Here is a 20,281-nt window from a genome sequence, read left to right on the forward strand (position 1 = left end):
TCACCCCGCGGCGGGCTCCTTCGGGGCGCGCGTGCTGTCCCGCACGACGAGACGGGTGCCGAGCTCGATCCGGGTCTCGGGGCCCGCCTCCTCGGCACGGTCGTCCTGCCGGGGTTCCGCGCGGCCCGCGCCCCGGTCGCCGCGCAGCCGCAGCAGCATCTGCGCGGCCTCCTCCGCCATCCGTTCGAGCGGCTGGTTGACGGTGGTGAGGGCGGGGCTCGACCACTGGGCGAGCGGGATGTCGTCGTAGCCGACCACCGAGAGGTCCTCGGGGACCTGGAGGCCGAGGACCCGCGCGGCCTCCAGCACGCCCAGCGCCTGGAGGTCGCTGCCCGCGAAGACCGCGGTGGGCCGGTCGGGGCCGCGCAGCAGGTCGAGGGCGTGCTCACGGCCCGAAGCGACATGGAAGTCACCGAAGCGCACGAGCGCGGGGTCGGGGGTGATGCCCGCCATCCCGAGCGCGGAGCGGAAGCCGTCGAGCCTGGCGAGCGAGCAGAGCATGTCCTCGGGGCCCGTGATCACCGCGATCCTGCGGTGCCCGAGGTCGAGGAGGTGGCGGGTGGCGGCGAGGCCGCCGGCCCAGTTGGCAGAGCCGACGGAGGGCACGTCGGGCTCGGGGTCCCCCGCCGGATCGACGATCACGAACGGGATGGCGCGGGACCAGAGCTTCTTCTTCAGCTCGTCCGGCAGGGTCGAGAAGACCAGGACGACACCGAGCGGGCGGCGGCGCAGCACGCCCTCGACCCAGTCGGCGCCCGGCGAGTGCCGGGTGCCCGTCTCGGTGAGGACCACGCTGACGCCGTTGCGCTGCGCGATGTTCTGCACGCCCCTGATCAGCTGCATCGACCAGATGCTGTCCAGTTCGTGGAAGACGATCTCCAGGAGCGGCGCCTCGGGCGGGGTGGGCGCAGAGCGCCGGTAGCCGTGCTCGTCGAGCAGCTCCTCGACCCTGACGCGCGTCGGGGCGGAGACGTCGGGCCGCCCGTTGAGCACTTTCGAAACTGTCGAGAGTGACACACCGGCCTCGGTCGCGACCTGGGCCAGGGTGATCCTGCCCGCGCTCCTGTCATCTGCCATGGCTGAAGGATAGGGCACGGGTGTTCGGTAACGGTTTGATTGCGCGAAGCCGCCCTCGCGACCGGAGTGTTGACGCCGCGAGCGGCCGTCCCTACGGTCCCCATCCGTAGAGCTTTCGGAAATACTCTCGATACTTTCGAGACCTCTTTCCGAGCCGTCCTTCCGGACCCGCCGGTCCGGACCCATGTGTGCCGAAGGGGACCCGATGCGGATACCGACATGGACGTCGCTGCGCAGGCCGAGGCGCGGGCAGGCCCCTGCGAGGGGCGCGGCGGGGCACGCGGCGGCCGAAAAGGCCGCTGCCCGCCCGGGGACACCGCGCGGCCGCTCCGCCCGCGCCGCCGCCTGCGCGGGCGCCGCCCTGCTGCTCGGCGCGTCCCTGACCGCCTGCGGCGGCGGCTCGGGCCAGGGCGGCGCCCAGGAGTTCCACGTACTCGTCTACGGCGACGCGGGCAACAAGGTCGAGAAGCAGATCGTCGCCGAGTTCAACAAGACCTCCACGGTGAAGGCCGTACTCGACACCATCCCCGGCGCCGACTACCAGCAGAAGCTCCAGACGATCATCAACACCCCGCAGGCGCCCGACGTCTTCTTCAACTGGGGCGGCGGCTCGATCCAGCCCTTCGTCAAGGCCGGGCTGCTGATGCCGCTGGACGACGTGTTCAAGGACGACCCGAAGATCGGCGACCACTTCCTGCCGTCCGTCTACAACACCGCGAAGATCGACGGGAAGGCGTACGGCATCCCGATGCGCGGCACCCAGCCCGTGCTGCTGTTCAGCAACAAGAAGGTCCTCGCGGACGCGGGCGTCACCCCGCCGAAGACCTGGGACGACCTGCTCGCCGCGGTCAAGCAGCTGAAGGCGCACGGCGTCACGCCGATCGCGCTCGGCGGCGGCGACAAGTGGACCACCATGATGTGGTTCGAGTACCTCTACGACCGGATCGCGGGCCCCGGCCTGTTCGAGAAGGCCGTCGGCGGCGATCCCAGTGCCTGGGCGAGCCAGGACAGCAGGGCGGCGCTCGCGAAGATCAGGCAGCTCGTGGACGCGGGCGCGTTCGGCACCAACTTCGACTCGGTGAAGTTCACCGACGGCGGCTCGGCGCAGCTCCTCGCGTCGGGCAGGGCGGGCTTCGAGCTGATGGGGTCGTGGGAGTACTCCACGCAGAAGGACGCGAGCCCCGACTTCGCGGCGAAGGACCTCGGCTACAGCACCTTCCCGAGCGTGCCGGGCGGCAAGGGCGACCCCGCCGACCTGGTCGGCAACACCAACAACTTCTACTCCGTGATGAAGAAGACGAAGCAGCCCGCGGCCGTCGCGAAGTTCCTGAAGCTCATGTACTCCGACACGTTCGTCAAGGCGCAGCTCGCCATCGGCAACCTGCCGACCACCACCAACACGAGCGCGTTCCTCGACACCAGCGACGACCCGGCGTACGCGAGGTTCCAGCTCGGCCTCGTCTCCAGGGCGCCGTCCTTCCAGGTCTCCTGGGACCAGGCGTACCCGCCGGCCGCGATGACGCCGATCTACCAGGCGATCCAGCAGTTCACGGACGGCCAAAGCGACGCGGGCGGCTTCATCAGGGCCATGCAGGCCCTGGACGCGAGCTGACGGCGGGGACGGCGACGCCATGACATCCGCAGCGACAACGGCGGCGCGCGCCCGGGGCCGCGGCCGCGCCGCCGCCCGGGGCACGGCGCGCCCCGGCGTGGTCTGGGCCCTGCCCGCCCTCGTGTTCTTCGGCCTCTTCGCACTGGTGCCGCTGGTGCTGGTGGCGGTGCTCTCCTTCACCAGCTGGAGCGGGCTCGGTTCGCCCGCCTTCGCCGGACTCGCCAACTGGAGCAGGCTGTTCAAGGACCCGGTGATGCTCCAGAGCCTGTGGCTGAGCGTGCTGCTCACCGGGCTCGGCGTGCTGGTGCAGACCCCGCTCTCGCTGCTGATCGGGGTGTGGGCCGCCGGCCCGCAGCGTGGCCGCGCGGTGCTCGCCGCGGTGTTCTTCGTGCCGCTGCTGCTCTCGGTGACGGCGGTCTCGGTGCTGTGGCGGGCGCTGCTCGACCCCAACTTCGGGGTGCCTGCGCAGGCCCGTTGGCTGTTCGGGGACGGCAATCTGCTCGGCTCGCGCACCGGCGCGATCGGGGTGCTCGTCGTCGTCAGCGCCTGGCAGTACACGCCGCTGCACTCGCTGATCTACCAGGGCGCGACCCGGGCGATCCCGAAGGTGCTCTACCAGGCGGCCGCGGTCGACGGCGCGGGCCGCGTGCGGCAGTTCTTCCACATCACCCTGCCGCAGCTGCGCAACGCCGTCGTCACCTCGGTGATCCTGATGGTGGTGGGCGGGCTCACCACCTTCGACTCGGTGCTGATCCTCACCCAGGGCGGTCCGGGAAGCGACACCACCATCACCGCCTACTACATGTACGAGAAGGCGTTCAAGGGCTTCGACTACGGCGCGGGCGCGGCGATCGCGCTGCTGCTCGTGGTGGTGGCCACGGCCGTCTCGCTCGTCGTGGTGCGCCTCTCCGGCTACGACCGGATGGCCGGCACCCAGGAGGGTCTGTCATGAGCGCACTGCCGCACCCCGCGGGCACGGCACGCGCCCGGCGGTCGGCGCGGCGCGCCGAGGCGGCCGGCGCCGCGGTCGGCAGGCGGCCCAACTACCTCGCGGGCGCGGGCGCGTTCCTGTGGCTGTGCGTGGTGGGCCTGCCGGTGTACGTGATGCTCGGCGCGGCCGTGCGCGACCGGCCCGAGTACACGGCGAACGGCCCGCTCTCACCGCCCGCCGGCTTCTCCCTCGCCAACTTCGCCCGGGACTTCGAGGGCGGCTTCGGCCGCTACTTCCTCAACACCGCGGTGGTCACGGCGAGCGTGGTGGCGCTCGTGCTGCTGCTGGTGCCGCCGCTCGCCTTCGCGATCGTCCGCAACCGGGGCCGCGCCACGTCGACCGTCTTCCGGGTCTTCCTGCTGGGCCTCGCCGTGCCCGCGCAGGCGGTGATCGTGCCGATGTTCTACCTGATCAGCAAGGCCGGGCTCTACGACAACCTGATCGGAGTGATCCTGCCGACCGCCGCGTTCTGCCTGCCGGTGTGCGCGCTGATCCTCACCGGCACCATGCGCGACATCGGCGGCGAGCTGTTCGAGGCGATGGCCATCGACGGCGCGGACACCCGGCGGGTCTTCTTCCAGCTGGTGGTGCCGCTGTCCAGGGGCGGCCTCTCCACGATCACGGTGTTCTCCGCACTCCAGGCGTGGAACGGCTTCCTCTTCCCGCTGGTGCTCACCCAGTCGGAGAACACCAAGGTCCTCACCCTGGGCCTCTACAACTTCCAGACGCAGTACGGGGTCGACATCCCCGCGCTGCTCGCCGCGGTGGTGCTCTCCACCGTGCCCGTCCTGCTCGTCTACCTGTTCGCCCGTCGAGCGCTCGTCCAGGGCCTCATGGGAGTCGGAGGAAAGTGAACGCGACCGCAGAGACCACGGCCTTCGAGGACCGCGAGGCGCGCCGCGCCGCCCGGGTGGCGGAGCTGGTCGCCGCGATGACGGTGGAGGAGAAGCTCGCGCAGCTGTACGGGCTGTGGGCGGGCGCCTCCGCCGACGGCGCAGAAGTCGCCCCGCACCAGCACGAGATGACGGCGCCGCCGCGCCTCGGCGAGCTGCTGCCGACCGGACTGGGCCAGCTGACACGGCCGTTCGGCACCGCGCCCGTCGACCCGGCGCTCGGCGCACTCTCGCTGCTGCGGACGCAGCGCATGATCGCGGCGGGCAACCGCTTCGGGATTCCCGCGCTCGCGCACGACGAGTGCCTGGCCGGGTTCGCCGCCTGGGGCGCGACCGCCTATCCGGTGCCGCTGTCCTGGGGCGCGTCCTTCGACCCCGGCCTCGTACGGGAGACGGCGGCCGCCATCGGCCGCGACATGCGCGCGGTCGGCGTCCACCAGGGCCTCGCGCCGGTGCTCGACGTGGTGCGCGACGCCCGGTGGGGCCGGGTCGAGGAGACCATCGGCGAAGACCCGTACCTGGTCGGCGTGGTGGCGACCGCGTACGTGCGGGGCCTGGAGTCCTCGGGCGTGGTGGCGACGCTCAAGCACTTCGCGGGCTACTCGGCGTCCCGCGCCGGCCGCAACCTCGCGCCGGTCGGCATGGGGGCGCGCGAGCGGTCGGACGTGGTGCTGCCGCCGTTCGAGATGGCGGTACGGGAGGGCAGCGCGCGCTCCGTCATGCACGCCTACACCGACACCGACGGCATCCCGTCCGCCGCCGACGCCGCGCTGCTCACCGGGCTGCTGCGGGACACCTGGGGCTTCACCGGCACGGTCGTCGCGGACTACTTCGGCGTGGAGTTCCTGCGGACCCTGCACGGCGTCGCGGGCGACGATGCGGACGCCGCGGCGACCGCGCTGGGCGCCGGGGTGGACGTGGAGCTGCCGACCGTGAAGACGTTCGGCGCGCCGCTGCGCGACGCGGTCGCGGCGGGCCGGGTCCCGGAGGAGGTGGTGGACCGCGCGCTGCGCCGGGTCCTCGCGCAGAAGGCCGCGCTCGGCCTGCTGGACGACGACTGGTCGCCGGTGCCGCCCGCGCTCGCCGCGGTATCGGCGGAGGACGGCACGGCGGAGGACGGCGCCGCCGAGCGGCTGCGCGGCACGGTCGACCTGGACTCCCCCGGCAACCGCGCCCTCGCGCGCCGGCTCGCCGAGGAGGCGGTGGTCCTGCTCGCCAACGACGGCACGTTGCCGCTCACGGGCGGCGGTGCGACGGCGGCGGGCGGCGGCGCCGGGCTGCCGCGGATCGCCGTGGTGGGCCCGCAGGCCGAGAGCCCGACTGCGGTGCTCGGCTGCTACTCCTTCCCCGTGCACATCGGCGCCCAGCACCCCGGCCTGGACCCCGGGATCGAACTGCCCACGCTGCGCGAGGCGCTGGCGGCCGAATTCCCGGACGCCGAGATCGTCCACGCCGAGGGCTGCGGCGTCGACACGCCGGACACCGCGGGGATCCCCGGGGCCGTGGCCGCCGCGCGCGGCGCGGACGTGGTCGTCGCCGCGCTCGGCGACCGGGCCGGGCTGTTCGGCCGCGGCACCAGCGGCGAGGGCTGCGACGTGCCCGACCTCGCCCTGCCGGGCGCCCAGCAGCAGCTGCTCGACGCGCTGCTGGACTGTGGCACCCCCGTCGTCGCGGTGCTGCTCGCGGGCCGCCCCTACGCGCTCGGCCGCGCCGCCGCGCAGGCCGCGGCCGTCGTGCAGACGTTCTTCCCCGGCCAGGAGGGCACCCGCGCGCTCGCCGGGGTGCTTTCCGGCCGGGTCGCGCCCAGCGGCAGGCTGCCGGTGAGCGTGCCGCGGCTGCCGGGCGCCCAGCCCTCGACGTATCTCGCGCCGCCGCTCGCGGGCCGCTCCGCGGTCTCCAGCATCGACCCGACCCCGGCGTTCGCGTTCGGCCACGGCCTGACCTACACCGCCTTCGCCTGGTCCGACCTCGTCGTCGACACCCCGAGCGCGCCGACCGACGGGCAACTCGCCCTCTCCTTCACCGTCACCAACACCGGGCAGCGGCGCGGCACCGAGGTCGCGCAGCTCTATCTGCACGACCCGGTCGCCTCCGTCGTGCGGCCCGTGCAGCGGCTGATCGGCTGGGCGCGGGTGACGCTGGGACCCGGCGAGTCGGCGCGCGTCAGCGCGGGCGTGCCCGCGGACCTCGCGTCCTTCACCGGCGTCGACGGGCGGCGGATCGTCGAGCCCGGTGCGCTGGAGCTGCGCCTCGCCTCGTCGGCGGCCGAGGCGGACACCCGGCTGCGGGCGGCGGTCGAACTGACCGGGCCCGTACGGGAGGTGGACCACACTCGGCGGCTGCACGCGGAGATCGAGGTGGCGGGCGCACTTCCCGCGCACTGACCCGCGGCGCGCCGACTCGCCCGCACGCGCGGCCCCTCGCGCGTTGCCCGCGTCCCCTCGCCCGCACGCGCGGTTCCCGTCCACACCTCCGCCGCCCGGCCGCCACACCCGGGCGGCGGGCGGTCACGGGCGTGCAGGAAGGGGAGCGTTTCGTGCAGAAGATGGAGACGACCCCCGCCGCGGCCGGGGAATCTGGTACCGATGACGTAGACAGGGCGGGCCGCGTCCGCCGTCCGCCCGTACGCCGGGGGGCCGGTGGAGGCTCCGCGGTACGGCCGTACGCACCCGCCCGCAGCGGAGGACACCGCAACGGACCGGAGGAGACCGGATGGCCGCCACCAGTCGAGGGGTCGACGTATCGGCCTATCAGGGCGTGCAGGACTGGGCCGCCCACAAGTCGGACGGCGTGGTCTTCGGGTTCGCCAAGGCGAGCGAGGGCGAACACACCCACGACACCCGGTTCTCGACGCACATCAACGGCATCAAGAAGGCCGGGCTCGTGCCGGGCGCCTATCACTTCGCCTGGCCCAACCAGCCGGCGAGCGTGGAGGCGGCGAACTATGTGTCAGCCGTCAAGTCCCATGCGGGCAAGGGCTTCTGCCACTGGCTCGACCTGGAGCGCTACAGCGACGGCCGCAACTACACGGGCCGCTCGGCCGCCCAGATCAAGGCGTACGTGGCGGACTGGATCGCCGCCGTGCGCAAGGCGTTCCCCGGCCAGCGGGTGGGCGTCTACACGTCGGGCGACGACCTCGCCAAGGGCCATGTGCCCGCGGGAGTGACGCTGTGGTACCCGGCGTACACCTGGGGCACCACGGCCGTCTCGTACGCGAAGGCCGAGGCGGCGCCCCGCCCGCACCCGTCAGGACAGGCGCCGCTGTTCTGGCAGTTCACCAGCACCCCGGTGGACAGGTCGCTGTGCTACCTGTCCGCGACCGCCCTGCGCGCTTGGGCCGCGGGCACCGACTCGGAGGACGACATGCCCCAGTTCGTCAACCTCGGCCTGGACAAGCCGTACACGATCAACCCCGGCCAGGACTGGGACGCCATCGAGTTCACCAAGGAGTGGACCGACGAGACAGGCGACCACGGCACGGACGGCAGCGTCTTCGTCCGCGGCACGGCGCGCTTCACCGGCACGGTCAGCCTGTGCATCGAGGGCGCGCCCGAGGGCGCGCAGATCCAGGTGCGCCAGTCGGAGGTGGACTCCAAGGGCACCTACGTGCTCGACCACCCGATCGCCGAGGTGATCGCCACCGCGGGCAAGACCTATGCGACGGTGCCGATCGCCAACCACCTCCCGGCGGGCCACGGCATGCGCATCCGTGTGAAGACCTTCCAGTCCACGAAGGTCACGGTGTCGGCCGCGGTGGTGAAGGCGCTGGTCTGGAAGGGCTGAGGAGCGGACGGGCACGGGCGGTTCCGGCGCGCTCGCCACGGCCCGCGCAGCCCGGCGGTGCGCCGGGCTGCGCGGGCCCGGAGCCGCCCGGCGCAGCACGCCGTGACCGGGCTTCCCGGCCGCGGGCGCCTGCCCGGCGCCGAAGGCCCGGGCCGGCGCGCGCTCCGGCCGTCTCAGACCTGGCCGTTCAGCAGGCCGAGCACGAGCTCGGGCGTCCAGCCGGTGATCCTGGCGATCTCCGCCTCACCCTCCTGCCCCGGCGCCTCGCGCAGCGCGGCGACGGCCTCCGCCCGTACGTCGGCGTGCGCGGCCTCCAGCGCCTCTTCCGCCTCGCGGTAGCGCTGGACGGCGAGTTCGAGCTTGGCTGTGTCCATACGCGCAGCTTCGCACACGGCGACATGCCCGCGGCGCGAGAAGCACGGTCCCCGACCGGGCGCACGCGCCGTCCTACGATGCCCGGCATGATCCGCGCAGTAGTCCTCGACATCGGTGAGACCCTCGTCCGCGACGACCGCTACTGGGGGGCCTGGGCCGACTGGCTCCAGGTGCCGCGCCACACCGTGTCCGCCCTCGTCGGCGCCGTCGTCGCCGAGGGGCGCGACAACGCCGACGCGCTGCGCCTCGTCAGCCCCGGCATCGACGTCCCCTCCTCGTACGCGGCGCGCGAGGCGGCGGGCCGCGGCGAGTTCCTCGACGAGAGCGACCTCTACCAGGACGTACGACCCGCGCTCGCCGACCTCAGGGCGCGCGGCCTGCGCGTCGTGGTCGCGGGCAACCAGACCGCGCGGGCCGGCGAACTCCTGCGCGCGCTCGACCTGCCCGCCGACCTGGTCGCCACCTCCGGCGAGTGGGGCACGGCCAAGCCCGACCCGGAGTTCTTCCGCCGGGTGCGGGACGCGGCGGGCGTCGAGGAGCACGAGACGGTCTACGTCGGCGACCACCCGGCCCACGACATCTTCCCCGCCCACGCCGCGGGCCTGCGCACCGCGCACCTGCGCCGCGGCCCCTGGGGCCACTACTGGGCCGACGACCCGGACGTGGTGAAGACGGCCGACTGGCACGTGGACGGACTGATGGAGCTCGTCGCCGCGGTCACGGCCTGACGGGAGCGGGACAGGGCCCGGGGACGGGGCCGCGGCCGCAGGGGGCCGCGCACACGGCCGCGGCCCGGCCGTCCGGACGGCGGACCGCTCTCCCGCCGACGGGGCGCGCATGGCACCGTGAGGTACATGAGCACAGCACACATCGTCGCGGAGCTGCGACGGAACCCCGGCCGACGCGCCGCGTCCACGGCGTCCCCCCTCCCGCGGACCACGGGCACGGACCCGCGGTGACCTCGACCGACAGCCCGAAGAAGACCGAACAGAAGAAGACCGGGCAGAAGGCCGGCCGAGGCGAGGGCAGGACCGGCAGACTCCGCCAGGTCGCCCTCGACACCCGCCCCCTCGCGATACCGGTGTACCGCCGCGTCCTGGTCGGCCAGGGCGCCTCGTTCATCGGCACGATGGTGACGGGCGTCACCATCCCGGTCCAGATCTACGCCCTCTCGCACTCGTCGTTCTACGTAGGTCTCGCCGGCCTCGCCGGATTCGTCCCCATCGTCGTCTTCGGCCTGTACGGCGGCGCCATCGCCGACCGGGTCGACCGGCGCAAGCTCTACCTGTGGTCGTCCCTCGTGACCTGGGCGGTGACACTCGCCCTGCTGCTCCAGACGCTGCTCGACCTGCGTTCGGTGCCGCTGATCCTCACACTGGTCGCCGTGCAGGGCGCGGGCTTCGCCACCTCGTCCTCGACGCGGGGCGCGATCATCCCGCGGATCGTGCCGCGCGAGCTGGTCCCCGCAGCCAACACGCTCAACTTCACGGTCGGCAACGTCGGCCAGGTCGCGGGCCCGCTGGTCGCCGGCGTCCTCGTCGACCTGCCGCACGGCTTCGCGTACGCGTACGGCGCCGACGCGCTGCTGTTCACCATCTCCCTCTACTCGACGTTCCGGCTGCCGTCCATCAAACCGGTCGGCGACTCCGCGAGGCGGGGCCTCCTCGCGGTCTTCGACGGCCTCCGCTTCATCGGCGGCAACCCGGTCCTGCTGATGTCCTTCGGCCTCGACATCGCCGCGATGGTCCTCGCGATGCCGCGCGCCCTGTTCCCCGAGGCGGCTGCGGCCCGCTTCCACGGCGGCGTCGGCCTGCTGTACGCGTCCATCGCCATCGGCTCCGTCGTCGGCGGCCTGTGCAGCGGCTGGATCGGCCGGATCAGGCGCCAGGGCGTGGCGCTGACCTGCGCGGTCACCGGCTGGGGCATCGCCATCACGCTGGCGGGCTTCGCCCACACCCTGTGGCTCGCCGTGCTGCTGCTCGCCGTCGCGGGCTCCGCCGACCTCGTCAGCTCCGTGTACCGGCAGACCATCCTCCAGACGTACGCGCCCGACGAGATGCGCGGCCGCATGCAGGGCGTCTTCACCGTGGTCGTCGCCGGCGGCCCCCGCCTCGGCGACCTGCGCGCCGGCGCCATGGCCGCCACCACCTCGCTGGGCATCGCCTGGTCGGGCAGCGCGATGCTCTGCATCGTCCTGGTCATCGCGGGGGCCCTGGTCGTACGCCCCTTCTGGCGCTACGACACCCGTGCCGCGGCCCCGCAGGACGCGGGCGGCGCGTAGCCGGGCCGGCGGCCCCCGCCGCGCCCGTGCAGGGGCCGCCCGCGCTTTCTCCCACCGGGGCGTGTTCCGCGGCTTACGCCCCCGCGGCCCGGAGTCCCTATCCTGAACAGGTGACCGATACCACCGCCGTCTCCGACCCCCGTCCACGCAAGCGCGACTCGGCCGCAACCAAGCGGGCCATTCTCGACGCCGCGCGCGAGGTCTTCAGCCGCTCCGGGTACGACGCGGCGGGCATGCGGGAGATCGCCGGGCTCGCCGGGGTCGACGCCCGGCTGATCGGTCGGTACTTCGGGTCCAAGGAGCTGCTGTTCACCCGGGTCGTCGCGGACGCGTACAGCGGCCATCTGATGATGACGCCCGAGGCCAACGACGAGACCGCGCGTGCGCTGCTGACCGACCCCACGCAGGCCCACCGCGACGGCATGCTGCTCACGCTGCGCTCCGCCCCCAGCGAGCGGGCGGTCGAGATCATGCGCGAGAGCCTGGAGCGCAACTTCCAGCAGGAGCTCGCCGACGCGCTGGAGGGCCAGGACGCGCCCGCGCGCGCCGCCCTGCTCATCGCGATCTGCTCCGGCGTGCAGTTCATGCGCAACGTCCTGCAGAACAGCGAGCTGGTCGACGGCGACCCCGAGGTCCTCACCGCGTACCTCAAGAAGGCCCTGAACGCGGTCGCCGACGCCCCGGAGCCCGGGAAGTAGCCGCGGGCCGGGCGCGGCCCCGGGCCGCCGGGGTGCCCGGTGGCTGTCCCCTCAGGCGCCTGCGGCGACCGCCCCGGCAAGCCGGGTGACGGCCTCCGTCAGGATCTCGCGGCTGGTCGCGAAGTTGAGCCGTACGTGCCCCGCGGAGTCGGGGCCGAACCTCCGCCCCTCCTCGAACGCCACCCGGCCCCGCTCCAGGGCGACCCGTGCGGTGTCCTCGCCCGTGGGCAGCCCGGCGCAGTCCAGCCAGGCGAGGAACGTCGCCTCGGGCCGCTGCCAGCCGACGCCCGGCAGCTCCCGCTCCAGCAGGTCGCCGAGGAACCGCCGCCGGTCGTCCAGGGTGGCCAGCAGGCGGTCGAGCCACGCCTCCCCCTCGGTGAAGGCGGCAATGGAGGCCAGTACGCCCAGGTGCCCGATCCGCCAGCGGGTGTCGGCGGGCAGCCGGTCGGTGACCTCCGCCATGGCGGCGGAGCCCGCCACGATCGCGGCGCACTTGAGCCCGGCCAGATTCCACGCCTTGCTCGCGGAGACCACGCTGAGGGCGGTCTCGGCCGCACCCGGCACGGTCAGCAGCGGCGTGAACACGGCGCCGGGCAGCGTCAGCGGCGCGTGGATCTCGTCGCTGACGACGAGCACCCCGTGGCGGCGGGCCAGCGCGACCACCTCGGCCAACTCCTCGGGACTGTGCACGCGGCCCGTCGGGTTCTGCGGGTTGCACAGCAGGTAGGCGGCGGGGCGCGCGGCGAACGCCCGCTCCAGGGCGGCCAGGTCGAGGCCCGCCCCCGCGAGCGGCACCTCGACGCGCCGGACACCGGCCTCGTCGAGCCAGGCGGGGAACGGCGGATACGAGGGGGTGTTCATCACCACCGTTTCGCCGGGCCGTGCGACTGCCCGCAGCAGCGCCACGACGCCGGTGCTCACGTCCGTCGTCGCGACCACCCTGGCCGGGTCGATCTCCCAGCCCCAGCGGCGTCCGGCGAACCCGGCGAGCGCGGCAGGGAACTCGTCCCCCGCGAAGCCGTATCCGGTGTCCGAGCGCTCCACGGCCGTGCGCAGCACGTCCCGCACGGCGGGCGCGAGCGGGAAGTCCATCTCGGCGATCGTCAGCGGCAGCACGTCCGCCTGCTGCGCCCGCCACTTCGCGCTGCGCCGCATCCGCAGCTCCGCCGGCCCCTCGACCGGCAGCAGTTCCTCACCCATGCACGCTCTCTCCTCCCGGCCCGCGGCGCGGCGCCCGCCGGGGCACGTACCCGCAGAGACCGCGCCGACCACCTCGGGGGGCCGACCGTACCCGCGCGGCGGCCGGCGCGCACGGGCAGGTCAGCGCCGCGGCGGCGTGACGCCGTACGACCAGTTGTGGTCCATCCGCACCTCACGCTCGCCCACGGCCTCCAGGGCGCTCAGCCGGGCGAGCTCGTCCGCCGTGAGCCGCAGTTCGGCGGCCGCGGTGTTCTCCTCGAGCCGGGAGACGTGCAGCGTGCCGGGGATCGGCACGACGTCGGGCGCCTGCGCCAGCAGCCAGGCGAGCGCGACCTGGCCGGGGGCGGCACCGTGCGCGGCGGCGATCTCCCCGACCACCTGCACGGCGGCGAGGTTGGTCTCGAACGCCGCACGGGCGAAGCGCGGCATCTTCCGCCGGTAGTCGTTCTCCGGCAGGTCGTCGAAGGAGGTGATCGTGCCGGTCAGCATGCCGCGCCCCAGCGGGCTGTACGGCACGACGCCGATGCCGAGCTCGCGCGCGAGCGGCACGACCTCCTTCTCGATGTCGCGCGACCACAGCGACCACTCGGTCTGGATCGCGGAGATCGGGTGGACGGCGTGGGCGCGCCTGATGGTGTCCGGGGCGGCCTCGCTCAGCCCGAGGTGGCGCACCTTGCCCTCGGCGACCAGCTCGGCCATCGCGCCGACGGTCTCCTCGATCGGGACCTGGGAGTCCATCCGGTGGTAGTAGTACAGCTCGACGCGGTCGGTGCCGAGCCGGGTCAGCGAGCGCTCGATCTGCTGCCTGACGTACTCGGGCCTGCCGTTCATCAGCGGCGGCTCGTCCCCGGCGGTGGCGCGGACGATGCCGAACTTGGTGGCGATGACGACCTGCTCCCGGCGCCCGGCGACGGCCTTGCCGATGCGGTCCTCGCTGTCGCCGTAGAGGTCGGCGGTGTCGATCATCGTCGCGCCCAGCTCGATCGCCCGGCCGACGAGGGCGTCGGCGGTGTCGTCCTTGACGTCGTACTGCCCCTGCCCGTAGGGCCGGGCGAAGCTCATCGCGCCGTAACCGACCGCGCCGACCGCCAGGCCGCCGACAGCGCGCTGGGGAATGGTCATGGAACGCCCTCACAGATTCGTCGCAGACGCGCGAGGCATGTCCTCACGCGTGGACAAACGTAAGTCCACGACTGTGGAAAAGCAAAGTCGGGGCCCGACGAGGCCGGGACGGCCGCCGCGTGCGGCTCGTACGATCCGGTGATGCCCCTCACCTGCGCATGGCGCGGCACCTTCGTCAACGTCGCCCGGGACTGCGGCGCACACGCGTTCGTCCTGGACACGGTGGTGGCACGACACCTGCGGCGGCAGGGCGTCGGTGCCGCGCTCGTGGCGACCGCGGCCCGCGGGGCGCGCGGGCGGCCACATGGCGCGGCGCCGGTGTCCGCGCCCCGGGGGTGGGCGTGGACACCGGCGCCGGACGGCGGCGTGGCCGGGGGCTACTGGAGGCTCGGCAGCAGCCCGGTCACGGGGGCGACCAGGTCCGTCAGCTGGTGCAGCTGCTGGAGCTGGTTGAGGCCCTGGAGCTGCTGGGTGGCGGTCGGGACCTGCGCCTTCTGGTCCGCGGGCACGGAGGCGGTCGACAGGTCGTCGACGGTGTCGGCCACGCTGATCGACTGCGGCTGCACCAGCGGCCCGACCGCCGCCGAGGCCGTGGAGGCCGTCGAGACGCCGAGGCCGGAGGCGCCGGCGGCGAGCGCGAGGAAAGTGACGATACGTCGTGTGGAGGTCATGCCATCCCCAACGCGAAAGCCCCCGTCAGGACACGGCGGATCGCCCGCACGGGGGCGGACGCGGGCGGCCCCGCGCGCGCACCGGCGGCTACTCCCTGCGGCCCCAGGCGGAGACCAGCGGGGCGGTGGCGAGGTCGAGCCGGCCCGCGGCGACGTTGGCCAGATGGCGGTCGATCTCCTCGTCCGTCGCGAGCCCCGCGGCCACCAGGCGGCCGCGGATCTGCCGGACGGTCGCGTCCTCCAGGACGGCGCACGCGGGCGAGGTGATCGGGAAGTACGCGTCGGCCTGCACCGCGCGGAGCCCCGCGTCGCGCAGCGCCCTCGGCAGGGTCCTCCCGTACGCCAGGTCGGCGCCGCGCCCCGCCATCAGCGTACGGAATCCGGCACGCAGCCGGTTGGCGAGCCGCTGCTCCGGACCCGACTCGTCGGGGCACAGCAGGGGTTGGAGCGACGGGTCGGCGTCCTCGACGAGCAGCCACCCGCCGGGCCGCAGCGCTTGCGTCATCCGCCGCAGCGCCCCGGCGCGGTCCGCCACGTGCACCAGGACGAGCCGGGCGTGCACCAGATCGAAGCCGCCGCCCGGCGGCGGGTCGGCCGCCACGTCATGGCGTACCACCTCGATCACCCCGCCCGCGGCGTCCCGCACCCACGACACGTCGATGTCCGTGGCGACCACCGCGCCGTCGGGCGCGACCCGTTCGGCGAGCCCGAGCGGTACGGACGTGCCCCCGGCCCCCACCTCCCAGCAGCGCATCCCGGCGCCGATGCCGAACCCGTCGACGTGCCGGAACGTCACCGGGTCGAACAGCTCGGCCAGCGCGCCGAATCGGACGCCCGCCTCCGCCTGCCCGTTGTCCAGCAGGTACCCCTGGTCGGTCTCGCGCTCAGCCATCCGGCGATTCTGGCAGACGGCCCGCGCCCCGACGGCCCGCACGCGGCTGATAGTTTGCGAGGGAACGCACGACGCAACCTCCACCCGCCGGGCCGAGCCCCGCACCGTGGAGGCTTTTTCATGCCCGAAGGCCCGAAGGCCCGAAGGCCCGGAGTTCCGGACGCCCGGACGCCCGCCGCCGCGAAGTGCCGCGAGCCCGCAGAGAGGCAGGACGACCATGCCCGACGTACCCGCGCCTGTAACCGAACCCGTGCCCGAACCGCCGCCCGCGCCGGTCTCCGTGCGCCTCGCGACCGGGGCGGACCGGCCGACGGTCGACCGCCTCTGGCTGCTGTTCCGCCACGACATGTCCCAGTTCGACAGGGCGCTGCCGTACCCGGACGGCACCTTCAGGAGCGAACGCCTCGACGCCGCTTTCACCCGCGCCGACTGGGCGCCCTACCTGGTGACGGCGGGCGCCTCCCCTGCGGGCTTCGCGTTCGTCCGCGGACTCGACGCGCCCGCACGGGTGTTGAACAGCTTCTTCGTCGTACGCGGGGCCCGCGGGGCGGGGGTCGGCCTGCACGCGGCCCGCGAGGTCGTCGCGCGCCACCCCGGCCCCTGGGAGATCGCCTTCCAGGACGCCAACACCGCGGCCGCGGCCTTCTGGCGGCGCGTCGCCACCGCGACCGCGGGCGCCGCGTGGACCGAGGAGCAGCGCGGGGTCCCCGGCCGCCCCGACCTGCCTCCCGACACCTGGATCACCCTCGACACCACCCCGCGCTGACACGGACGAGGGCCCACCTCCTCCTCGTTCCGGCCTCCCACGGGGTAGGGCGGACCGCAGGCGGGGCCGGGTCAGCGGGGCGGTCCCGCGAGCCAGACGGGGAGCGCGCGGTGGCCGTTGGAGACGATGCTGCCGACCGGTTCGAGCTCCTCCGCCGGGACCGCGAGGGCCAGTCGGGGAAAGCGCTCGAACAGGGCGGGGAGCGCGGCCGCGGCCTCCGCGCGGGCGAGGGGCGCACCGAGGCAGAAGTGCGCGCCGTGCCCGAAGGAGAAGTGCCTCTTGTCGGGCCGGGCGATGTCGAAGGCGTCCGCCGTCGGGCCGTGGGCGCCCGGGTGGCGGCCCGCGGCCCCGAAGGCCGCGAGGATCGGCCCGCCCGCGGGGATGACCGTACCGTCGGCCAGTTCGATGTCCTCCAGGGCGTAGCGCAGCGGGAGATACGGGATGGGCGCCTCGAAGCGCAGCGCCTCCTCGGCGACCTCGCTCCAGGCGACCTCGCCCGAGCGGACGCGCGCCAGCTGGCCGGGGTGGTCGAGGAGTCCGGTGACGGCGGTGTCGAGGAGATTCACCGTGGTCTCGTAGCCGGCCCCGAAGACGATGGAGAAGGTGTCGGTCAGCTCCCGGTCGTCGAGCGACCTGCCCTCGACGCCGTTGTCGTGCGCGGCCACGAGCATCGAGGTCAGGTCGTCGCCGGGCTCGGCGCGCTTCCTGTCGAGCATGCCGTCCAGCGTCTCGCGGAAGGCCCTGAGGTTCGCGTGCGACTCCTCGGGGGTGAGGTGGCTGGCGAAGACGCCGTCCACGATGGCCCGGAACTCCGGGCGCGCCGCCTGCTCGGGCAGTCCGAGCAGCTCGCCGATCACCCGCATCGGCAGCGGGTAGGCGTAGTGCTCGCGCAGGTCGACCGGGCGGTCGACGGGCAACTGGGCCATGGCGTCCAACAGTTCCGCGGCGATGGCCTCGACGCGGGGCACCAGGGCGGCGATACGGCGCGGGGTGAACGCGCTGCTCATCACGGACCGCAGGCGGCGGTGGTCCGCGCCGTCCCGGCAGAGCATGTTGTGCACGCCCACCCATGGCTCAAGCGCCCAGGTGCCCACGATCTCCCCGCGCCGGAAGGCGGGCCAGCCGCGGTTGGGGTCCTTCGACACCCGGCTGTCGGTCAGCAGCGGCCCCAGCACCGCCGGGTCCGACACCGCCCACGCCTCGACCCCTGCCACGTCCACGAGGGTGGCCGCAGGCCCCGAGTTGAGCGCTTCGCGCTCCAGATGCGGGCAGCGCGCCGCCAGATCGAGCACCAGGGGCGAAGCCCCGCCACGTCCCACTTCACGTTCCATGGAGTCCTCCTGAGCCCGGCACCCCGACCGTGCTGCCGGAGACCGCCCCGAAGGAAACACGGACCCGGCGCCCCGCCCGTTCACCCGGCCCGTGCCGCCTGCCCTCTGCCAGAGGCCGCGCGAGACCGTTTCCGGGGCCCCTCCGCCAGCCCCACCTGGGCGGAGAGCTGTACCTTGGCGAAGAGGCCGAGCCGTGTCGGCCCGGCCGTGGGCGCCCCCGAAGGCCGTCCGCGGTCGACGTGAGAGTCGGGAAGTGAACCGTGACAGCCTCCCACCGTGGTACGGGTGTGACAAAAGGGACGAGTCGCGGCGTGGTGGAGGGTGCCTTCCAGGTGCTGCGGGCACTCGCGCACGCCGACCCCGACCACCAGGTGGCGAGCGTCGCGGCGGCCACGGGCATACCGCGCGCGTCCGTCTACCGGCTGCTCGCCCAGCTCGAAGACGCCGGTGCCGTCGAGAACCGGCGCGGGTACTGGCACCTGTCGACGGGGCTGCTCCAGGTGTCGAGCGAGGTGGAACCGCTTCCGGGCCTGCGCGACACCGCGGCCGCGGTGCTGCAGCAGCTCCGCGAGCACACCGGCGCGATGGTCTCGATCGTCGTCCCGCACGGGCCCGACCTCGTCGCCGTGGAGATGCTCCCCGGGCGGACGCCGCTGCCGTTCCCTGCGCGGTCGGGCACCACTCTGCCGCCGGGCACCGCGGCCGGCGAGGTACTCGGCGCCCCTGGGCCCGCCACCACGCCCGTGGTCCGGGCGCGCGAGGGCGAGGACGCCGAACGCGTGATGGCGGGCATGAGCTGCTTCGCCGTCCCGGTCAGGGCCGGCGGCGGCGCGGCGGCGCTTCAGATCGCCACCGCGCCGTCCGTACCGGCGCGCCGGTACGCCCCGGTGCTGCGCCGGGCGGCCGCCATGGTCGAGACCGCGCTCCGCCCGGCCGGGGGCAGCGGCCCCCGGCCGAGGTGAGGAGTCACCGGACCGCCTCGTCCAACAGTTCCACGATCTGGTCGAGCAGCTTCGGGACGAGGTCGAAGGCCGTGTTGGTCATGTGCAGTTCCCCCGCGAACGTCGACACGCCGAGGATCTGCTCGCCCTCGATGTGCACCGACATCCCCAGTCCCTCGAACCCCGTCGCCCGCACGTCGGAGCCGTCGCCGAGGTCCACGACGCCCAGGTTGGTGAGCATCATGTCGAGGCTGCACAGCGCGAGCATGCCCTGCTCCCCCTGCTCCGGGTCGCGCGGGGCGTACTGCTCGGCCATCGCGGAGGCCGCCTTGACCGCGGCGGCGGTCCGCGTCGGCCCGAGGTTCCGGTCGACCTCGCCCACGGCGGTCCAGAACGCGTCGGCGCCGTAGGGCGCTTCGGGGGCGCAGCCGGTGCGCGACGCCGTCCGGCAGACCGAGGTTGCGCCGCAGGTCCTTCGGCGTGACGACGCGCACATACTCCCGCCCGGCACGGGCCAGCACGACGCTCGCCGCCGCCACCAGCAGGGTGTGGACGGTGGTCCCGGCCCGCCGCGCCGCCTCCCGCAGCGCCGTCGTGCGCTCGGTGCCGAGTGCGGCGCTCGTGACCTCCGGCACGGTGCGGTCGTACGGGCGCATGCGCCCCATCACGGTCAGGCGCGGGTCCACGGCGGCGTCCGCCGGGTCGGGCGCGCCGGGGCCGGTGTCCTGGAGGGCCGCTATCAGCTCCTCCTGCGGCCTCGGGACGTCCTGCGCGGCGAGCGGCCGTCCGTCCAGCACGGTCAGGAGGTCCTGGACGAGTCGCACGCCCGCGGCGCCGTCCGCGATGCGGTGGTCGATCGTGACCCAGAAGGTCGCGGCGTGCCTCCCGTCCGGAAGCCCGCCCACCGGCTCCGTCATGGTGACCCGCCACAGCGGGCCCTCGTCCAGCGGGAGCGGACGGCTCTGCTCGTCGGCGACCACGTCCTCCCACCGGACGCCGGCGGGCACCGTGCGCAGTCCGACCGGGACGTCGGTGTGCACGTACGCGGCGAACTCCTTCTCCGCGCCGGGCCGGACGGTCGCCGCGAGCAGCGGGTGGGACCGCTGGAGGACCGCCAGCGCACGGACGGTGCTCTCGACCGACAGGGCCCGCGCCGCCCCCTCGACGTGGACGGTCAGCGTGAACGCGCACGGGTGGCCCTCGCCGTACATGTGGAACGCCTGCTCGAAGGCGCCGAGGGCGCGGATCGGGCGCAGGCCGGTGAGTTCTCTGGTTGCTGCATGGCTCATGCGCCCAGCGTCGCCACGGCACCGCGCCGACGGGACACATTGTCCGCTCAGCGGACAGCGCGCCCGGCCGCGTCCCGCAGAGAGCCGCACGCCGGCCGCTGGCCTCCTGCCGCGCGGCGAGCGCGACGCGTGGCGTGAGAAGCGGGGGGCACCTCAGGGGTGGCCCGTCCGGACGGGCGCGCGGCCGGGGCGGGAGAAGACCCGGGTTGCCGCTCAGTCGGCGGCGTGCCTGCGGTAGCGGACGTGCGTGGCGAGCGGTGAGCTGAGCACCTCGACGGGCTCGAAACCGAAGGTCTCGACGCCGTCGAAGAGGCGCTCGCCGCTGCCGAGCAGGACGGGCGCGATGTCGAGGGTGAGTT

Annotated in this window: 18 protein-coding genes and 1 pseudogene; 11 read left to right on the plus strand and 8 right to left on the minus strand. The window is 74.1% G+C overall.

The window, feature by feature from the left end; all coding sequences use genetic code 11:
* On the minus strand, window positions 1-1,077 hold the full coding sequence (locus AB0910_RS13760) for a LacI family DNA-binding transcriptional regulator (protein ID WP_366744766.1): 1,077 nt from the start codon (window positions 1,075-1,077) through the stop codon (window positions 1-3).
* A 205-nt stretch (window positions 1,078-1,282) separates the two neighbouring features.
* Here AB0910_RS13760 and AB0910_RS13765 point away from each other — a divergent pair, with 205 nt between their 5' ends.
* The 5 genes from AB0910_RS13765 (at window position 1,283) to AB0910_RS13785 (ending at window position 8,356) form a co-directional block, all read left to right on the plus strand.
* A complete protein-coding gene (locus tag AB0910_RS13765; protein WP_366744767.1) occupies window positions 1,283-2,689 on the plus strand; it encodes an extracellular solute-binding protein in 1,407 nt (468 codons plus the stop codon).
* 19 nt (window positions 2,690-2,708) lie between these two features.
* The gene (locus tag AB0910_RS13770) at window positions 2,709-3,641 is read left to right on the plus strand and encodes a sugar ABC transporter permease (RefSeq protein WP_366744768.1); all 933 of its coding nucleotides are present in this window, start codon (window positions 2,709-2,711) and stop codon (window positions 3,639-3,641) included.
* Window positions 3,638-4,534 carry a carbohydrate ABC transporter permease gene (locus AB0910_RS13775; protein ID WP_366744769.1) on the plus strand — a complete coding sequence of 299 codons (897 nt, stop codon included), beginning with the start codon at window positions 3,638-3,640 and terminating at the stop codon, window positions 4,532-4,534. Before AB0910_RS13770 ends, AB0910_RS13775 begins: the two co-directional genes overlap by 4 nt.
* A gap of 77 nt (window positions 4,535-4,611) precedes the next feature.
* The gene (locus tag AB0910_RS13780) at window positions 4,612-6,957 is read left to right on the plus strand and encodes a glycoside hydrolase family 3 N-terminal domain-containing protein (protein WP_366744794.1); all 2,346 of its coding nucleotides are present in this window, start codon (window positions 4,612-4,614) and stop codon (window positions 6,955-6,957) included.
* A gap of 328 nt (window positions 6,958-7,285) precedes the next feature.
* Window positions 7,286-8,356 (plus strand): glycoside hydrolase family 25 protein, encoded by a 1,071-nt coding sequence (locus AB0910_RS13785; RefSeq protein ID WP_366744771.1) that lies wholly within the window; start codon window positions 7,286-7,288, stop codon window positions 8,354-8,356.
* 173 nt (window positions 8,357-8,529) lie between these two features.
* Here the strand turns inward: AB0910_RS13785 and AB0910_RS13790 are convergent, their stop codons facing one another.
* On the minus strand, window positions 8,530-8,730 hold the full coding sequence (locus tag AB0910_RS13790; RefSeq protein ID WP_366744772.1) for a hypothetical protein: 201 nt from the start codon (window positions 8,728-8,730) through the stop codon (window positions 8,530-8,532).
* Between the two features lie 87 nt (window positions 8,731-8,817).
* Here AB0910_RS13790 and AB0910_RS13795 point away from each other — a divergent pair, with 87 nt between their 5' ends.
* The 3 genes from AB0910_RS13795 (at window position 8,818) to AB0910_RS13805 (ending at window position 11,710) form a co-directional block, all read left to right on the plus strand.
* Window positions 8,818-9,459, plus strand: coding sequence for an HAD family hydrolase (locus tag AB0910_RS13795; RefSeq protein ID WP_366744773.1), 642 nt, complete (start codon window positions 8,818-8,820; stop codon window positions 9,457-9,459).
* Between the two features lie 227 nt (window positions 9,460-9,686).
* Entirely contained in the window at window positions 9,687-11,012 is a 1,326-nt protein-coding gene (locus tag AB0910_RS13800) for an MFS transporter (protein WP_366744774.1), read from the plus strand.
* A gap of 110 nt (window positions 11,013-11,122) precedes the next feature.
* Window positions 11,123-11,710 carry a TetR family transcriptional regulator gene (locus AB0910_RS13805; protein WP_366744775.1) on the plus strand — a complete coding sequence of 196 codons (588 nt, stop codon included), beginning with the start codon at window positions 11,123-11,125 and terminating at the stop codon, window positions 11,708-11,710.
* A 51-nt stretch (window positions 11,711-11,761) separates the two neighbouring features.
* Here the strand turns inward: AB0910_RS13805 and AB0910_RS13810 are convergent, their stop codons facing one another.
* Together AB0910_RS13810 and AB0910_RS13815 are read right to left on the minus strand one after the other, a co-directional pair.
* Window positions 11,762-12,910 (minus strand): aminotransferase class I/II-fold pyridoxal phosphate-dependent enzyme, encoded by a 1,149-nt coding sequence (locus tag AB0910_RS13810; RefSeq protein ID WP_366744776.1) that lies wholly within the window; start codon window positions 12,908-12,910, stop codon window positions 11,762-11,764.
* A 120-nt stretch (window positions 12,911-13,030) separates the two neighbouring features.
* Entirely contained in the window at window positions 13,031-14,032 is a 1,002-nt protein-coding gene (locus tag AB0910_RS13815; RefSeq protein WP_366744777.1) for an aldo/keto reductase, read from the minus strand.
* Window positions 14,033-14,203: 171 nt separating this feature from the next.
* Here AB0910_RS13815 and AB0910_RS13820 point away from each other — a divergent pair.
* A pseudogene (locus tag AB0910_RS13820) lies at window positions 14,204-14,326 on the plus strand (GNAT family N-acetyltransferase); the annotation flags it as partial.
* An 83-nt stretch (window positions 14,327-14,409) separates the two neighbouring features.
* Here the strand turns inward: AB0910_RS13820 and AB0910_RS13825 are convergent.
* Window positions 14,410-14,703, minus strand: coding sequence for a hypothetical protein (locus AB0910_RS13825; protein WP_366744778.1), 294 nt, complete (start codon window positions 14,701-14,703; stop codon window positions 14,410-14,412).
* Between the two features lie 88 nt (window positions 14,704-14,791).
* Complete coding sequence (locus tag AB0910_RS13830) at window positions 14,792-15,595, minus strand: methyltransferase domain-containing protein (protein WP_366744779.1); 804 nt, start codon at window positions 15,593-15,595, stop codon at window positions 14,792-14,794.
* A 217-nt stretch (window positions 15,596-15,812) separates the two neighbouring features.
* Here AB0910_RS13830 and AB0910_RS13835 point away from each other — a divergent pair, with 217 nt between their 5' ends.
* Window positions 15,813-16,361 (plus strand): GNAT family N-acetyltransferase, encoded by a 549-nt coding sequence (locus tag AB0910_RS13835; RefSeq protein WP_366744780.1) that lies wholly within the window; start codon window positions 15,813-15,815, stop codon window positions 16,359-16,361.
* 71 nt (window positions 16,362-16,432) lie between these two features.
* Here AB0910_RS13835 and AB0910_RS13840 read toward each other — a convergent pair whose 3' ends face one another.
* The gene (locus tag AB0910_RS13840; RefSeq protein ID WP_366744781.1) at window positions 16,433-17,692 is read right to left on the minus strand and encodes a cytochrome P450; all 1,260 of its coding nucleotides are present in this window, start codon (window positions 17,690-17,692) and stop codon (window positions 16,433-16,435) included.
* Window positions 17,693-18,003: 311 nt separating this feature from the next.
* On the opposite strand from AB0910_RS13840, the gene AB0910_RS13845 reads away from it, so the two are divergent.
* Entirely contained in the window at window positions 18,004-18,654 is a 651-nt protein-coding gene (locus tag AB0910_RS13845; RefSeq protein ID WP_366744782.1) for a helix-turn-helix domain-containing protein, read from the plus strand.
* 4 nt (window positions 18,655-18,658) lie between these two features.
* Here the strand turns inward: AB0910_RS13845 and AB0910_RS13850 are convergent, their stop codons facing one another.
* Window positions 18,659-19,015: a hypothetical protein gene (locus tag AB0910_RS13850; protein ID WP_366744783.1), complete on the minus strand. Its 357-nt coding sequence runs from the start codon at window positions 19,013-19,015 to the stop codon at window positions 18,659-18,661.
* Window positions 19,016-20,281 lie beyond the last annotated feature (1,266 nt).

Source organism: Streptomyces sp. NPDC047002, assembly GCF_040704505.1.
Taxonomy (GTDB): Bacteria; Actinomycetota; Actinomycetes; order Streptomycetales; family Streptomycetaceae; genus Streptomyces.

Coding starts and splice junctions, on each gene's coding strand:
- AB0910_RS13790 (WP_366744772.1), bottom strand. CDS start 8,730: ATGGACACAGCCAAGCTCGAACTCGCCGTCCAGCGCTACCGCGAGGCG.
- AB0910_RS13775 (WP_366744769.1), top strand. CDS start 3,638: ATGAGCGCACTGCCGCACCCCGCGGGCACGGCACGCGCCCGGCGGTCG.
- AB0910_RS13765 (WP_366744767.1), top strand. CDS start 1,283: ATGCGGATACCGACATGGACGTCGCTGCGCAGGCCGAGGCGCGGGCAG.
- AB0910_RS13815 (WP_366744777.1), bottom strand. CDS start 14,032: ATGACCATTCCCCAGCGCGCTGTCGGCGGCCTGGCGGTCGGCGCGGTC.
- AB0910_RS13785 (WP_366744771.1), top strand. CDS start 7,286: ATGGCCGCCACCAGTCGAGGGGTCGACGTATCGGCCTATCAGGGCGTG.
- AB0910_RS13840 (WP_366744781.1), bottom strand. CDS start 17,692: ATGGAACGTGAAGTGGGACGTGGCGGGGCTTCGCCCCTGGTGCTCGAT.
- AB0910_RS13810 (WP_366744776.1), bottom strand. CDS start 12,910: ATGGGTGAGGAACTGCTGCCGGTCGAGGGGCCGGCGGAGCTGCGGATG.
- AB0910_RS13830 (WP_366744779.1), bottom strand. CDS start 15,595: ATGGCTGAGCGCGAGACCGACCAGGGGTACCTGCTGGACAACGGGCAG.
- AB0910_RS13795 (WP_366744773.1), top strand. CDS start 8,818: ATGATCCGCGCAGTAGTCCTCGACATCGGTGAGACCCTCGTCCGCGAC.
- AB0910_RS13760 (WP_366744766.1), bottom strand. CDS start 1,077: ATGGCAGATGACAGGAGCGCGGGCAGGATCACCCTGGCCCAGGTCGCG.
- AB0910_RS13780 (WP_366744794.1), top strand. CDS start 4,612: ATGACGGTGGAGGAGAAGCTCGCGCAGCTGTACGGGCTGTGGGCGGGC.
- AB0910_RS13835 (WP_366744780.1), top strand. CDS start 15,813: ATGCCCGACGTACCCGCGCCTGTAACCGAACCCGTGCCCGAACCGCCG.
- AB0910_RS13825 (WP_366744778.1), bottom strand. CDS start 14,703: ATGACCTCCACACGACGTATCGTCACTTTCCTCGCGCTCGCCGCCGGC.
- AB0910_RS13770 (WP_366744768.1), top strand. CDS start 2,709: ATGACATCCGCAGCGACAACGGCGGCGCGCGCCCGGGGCCGCGGCCGC.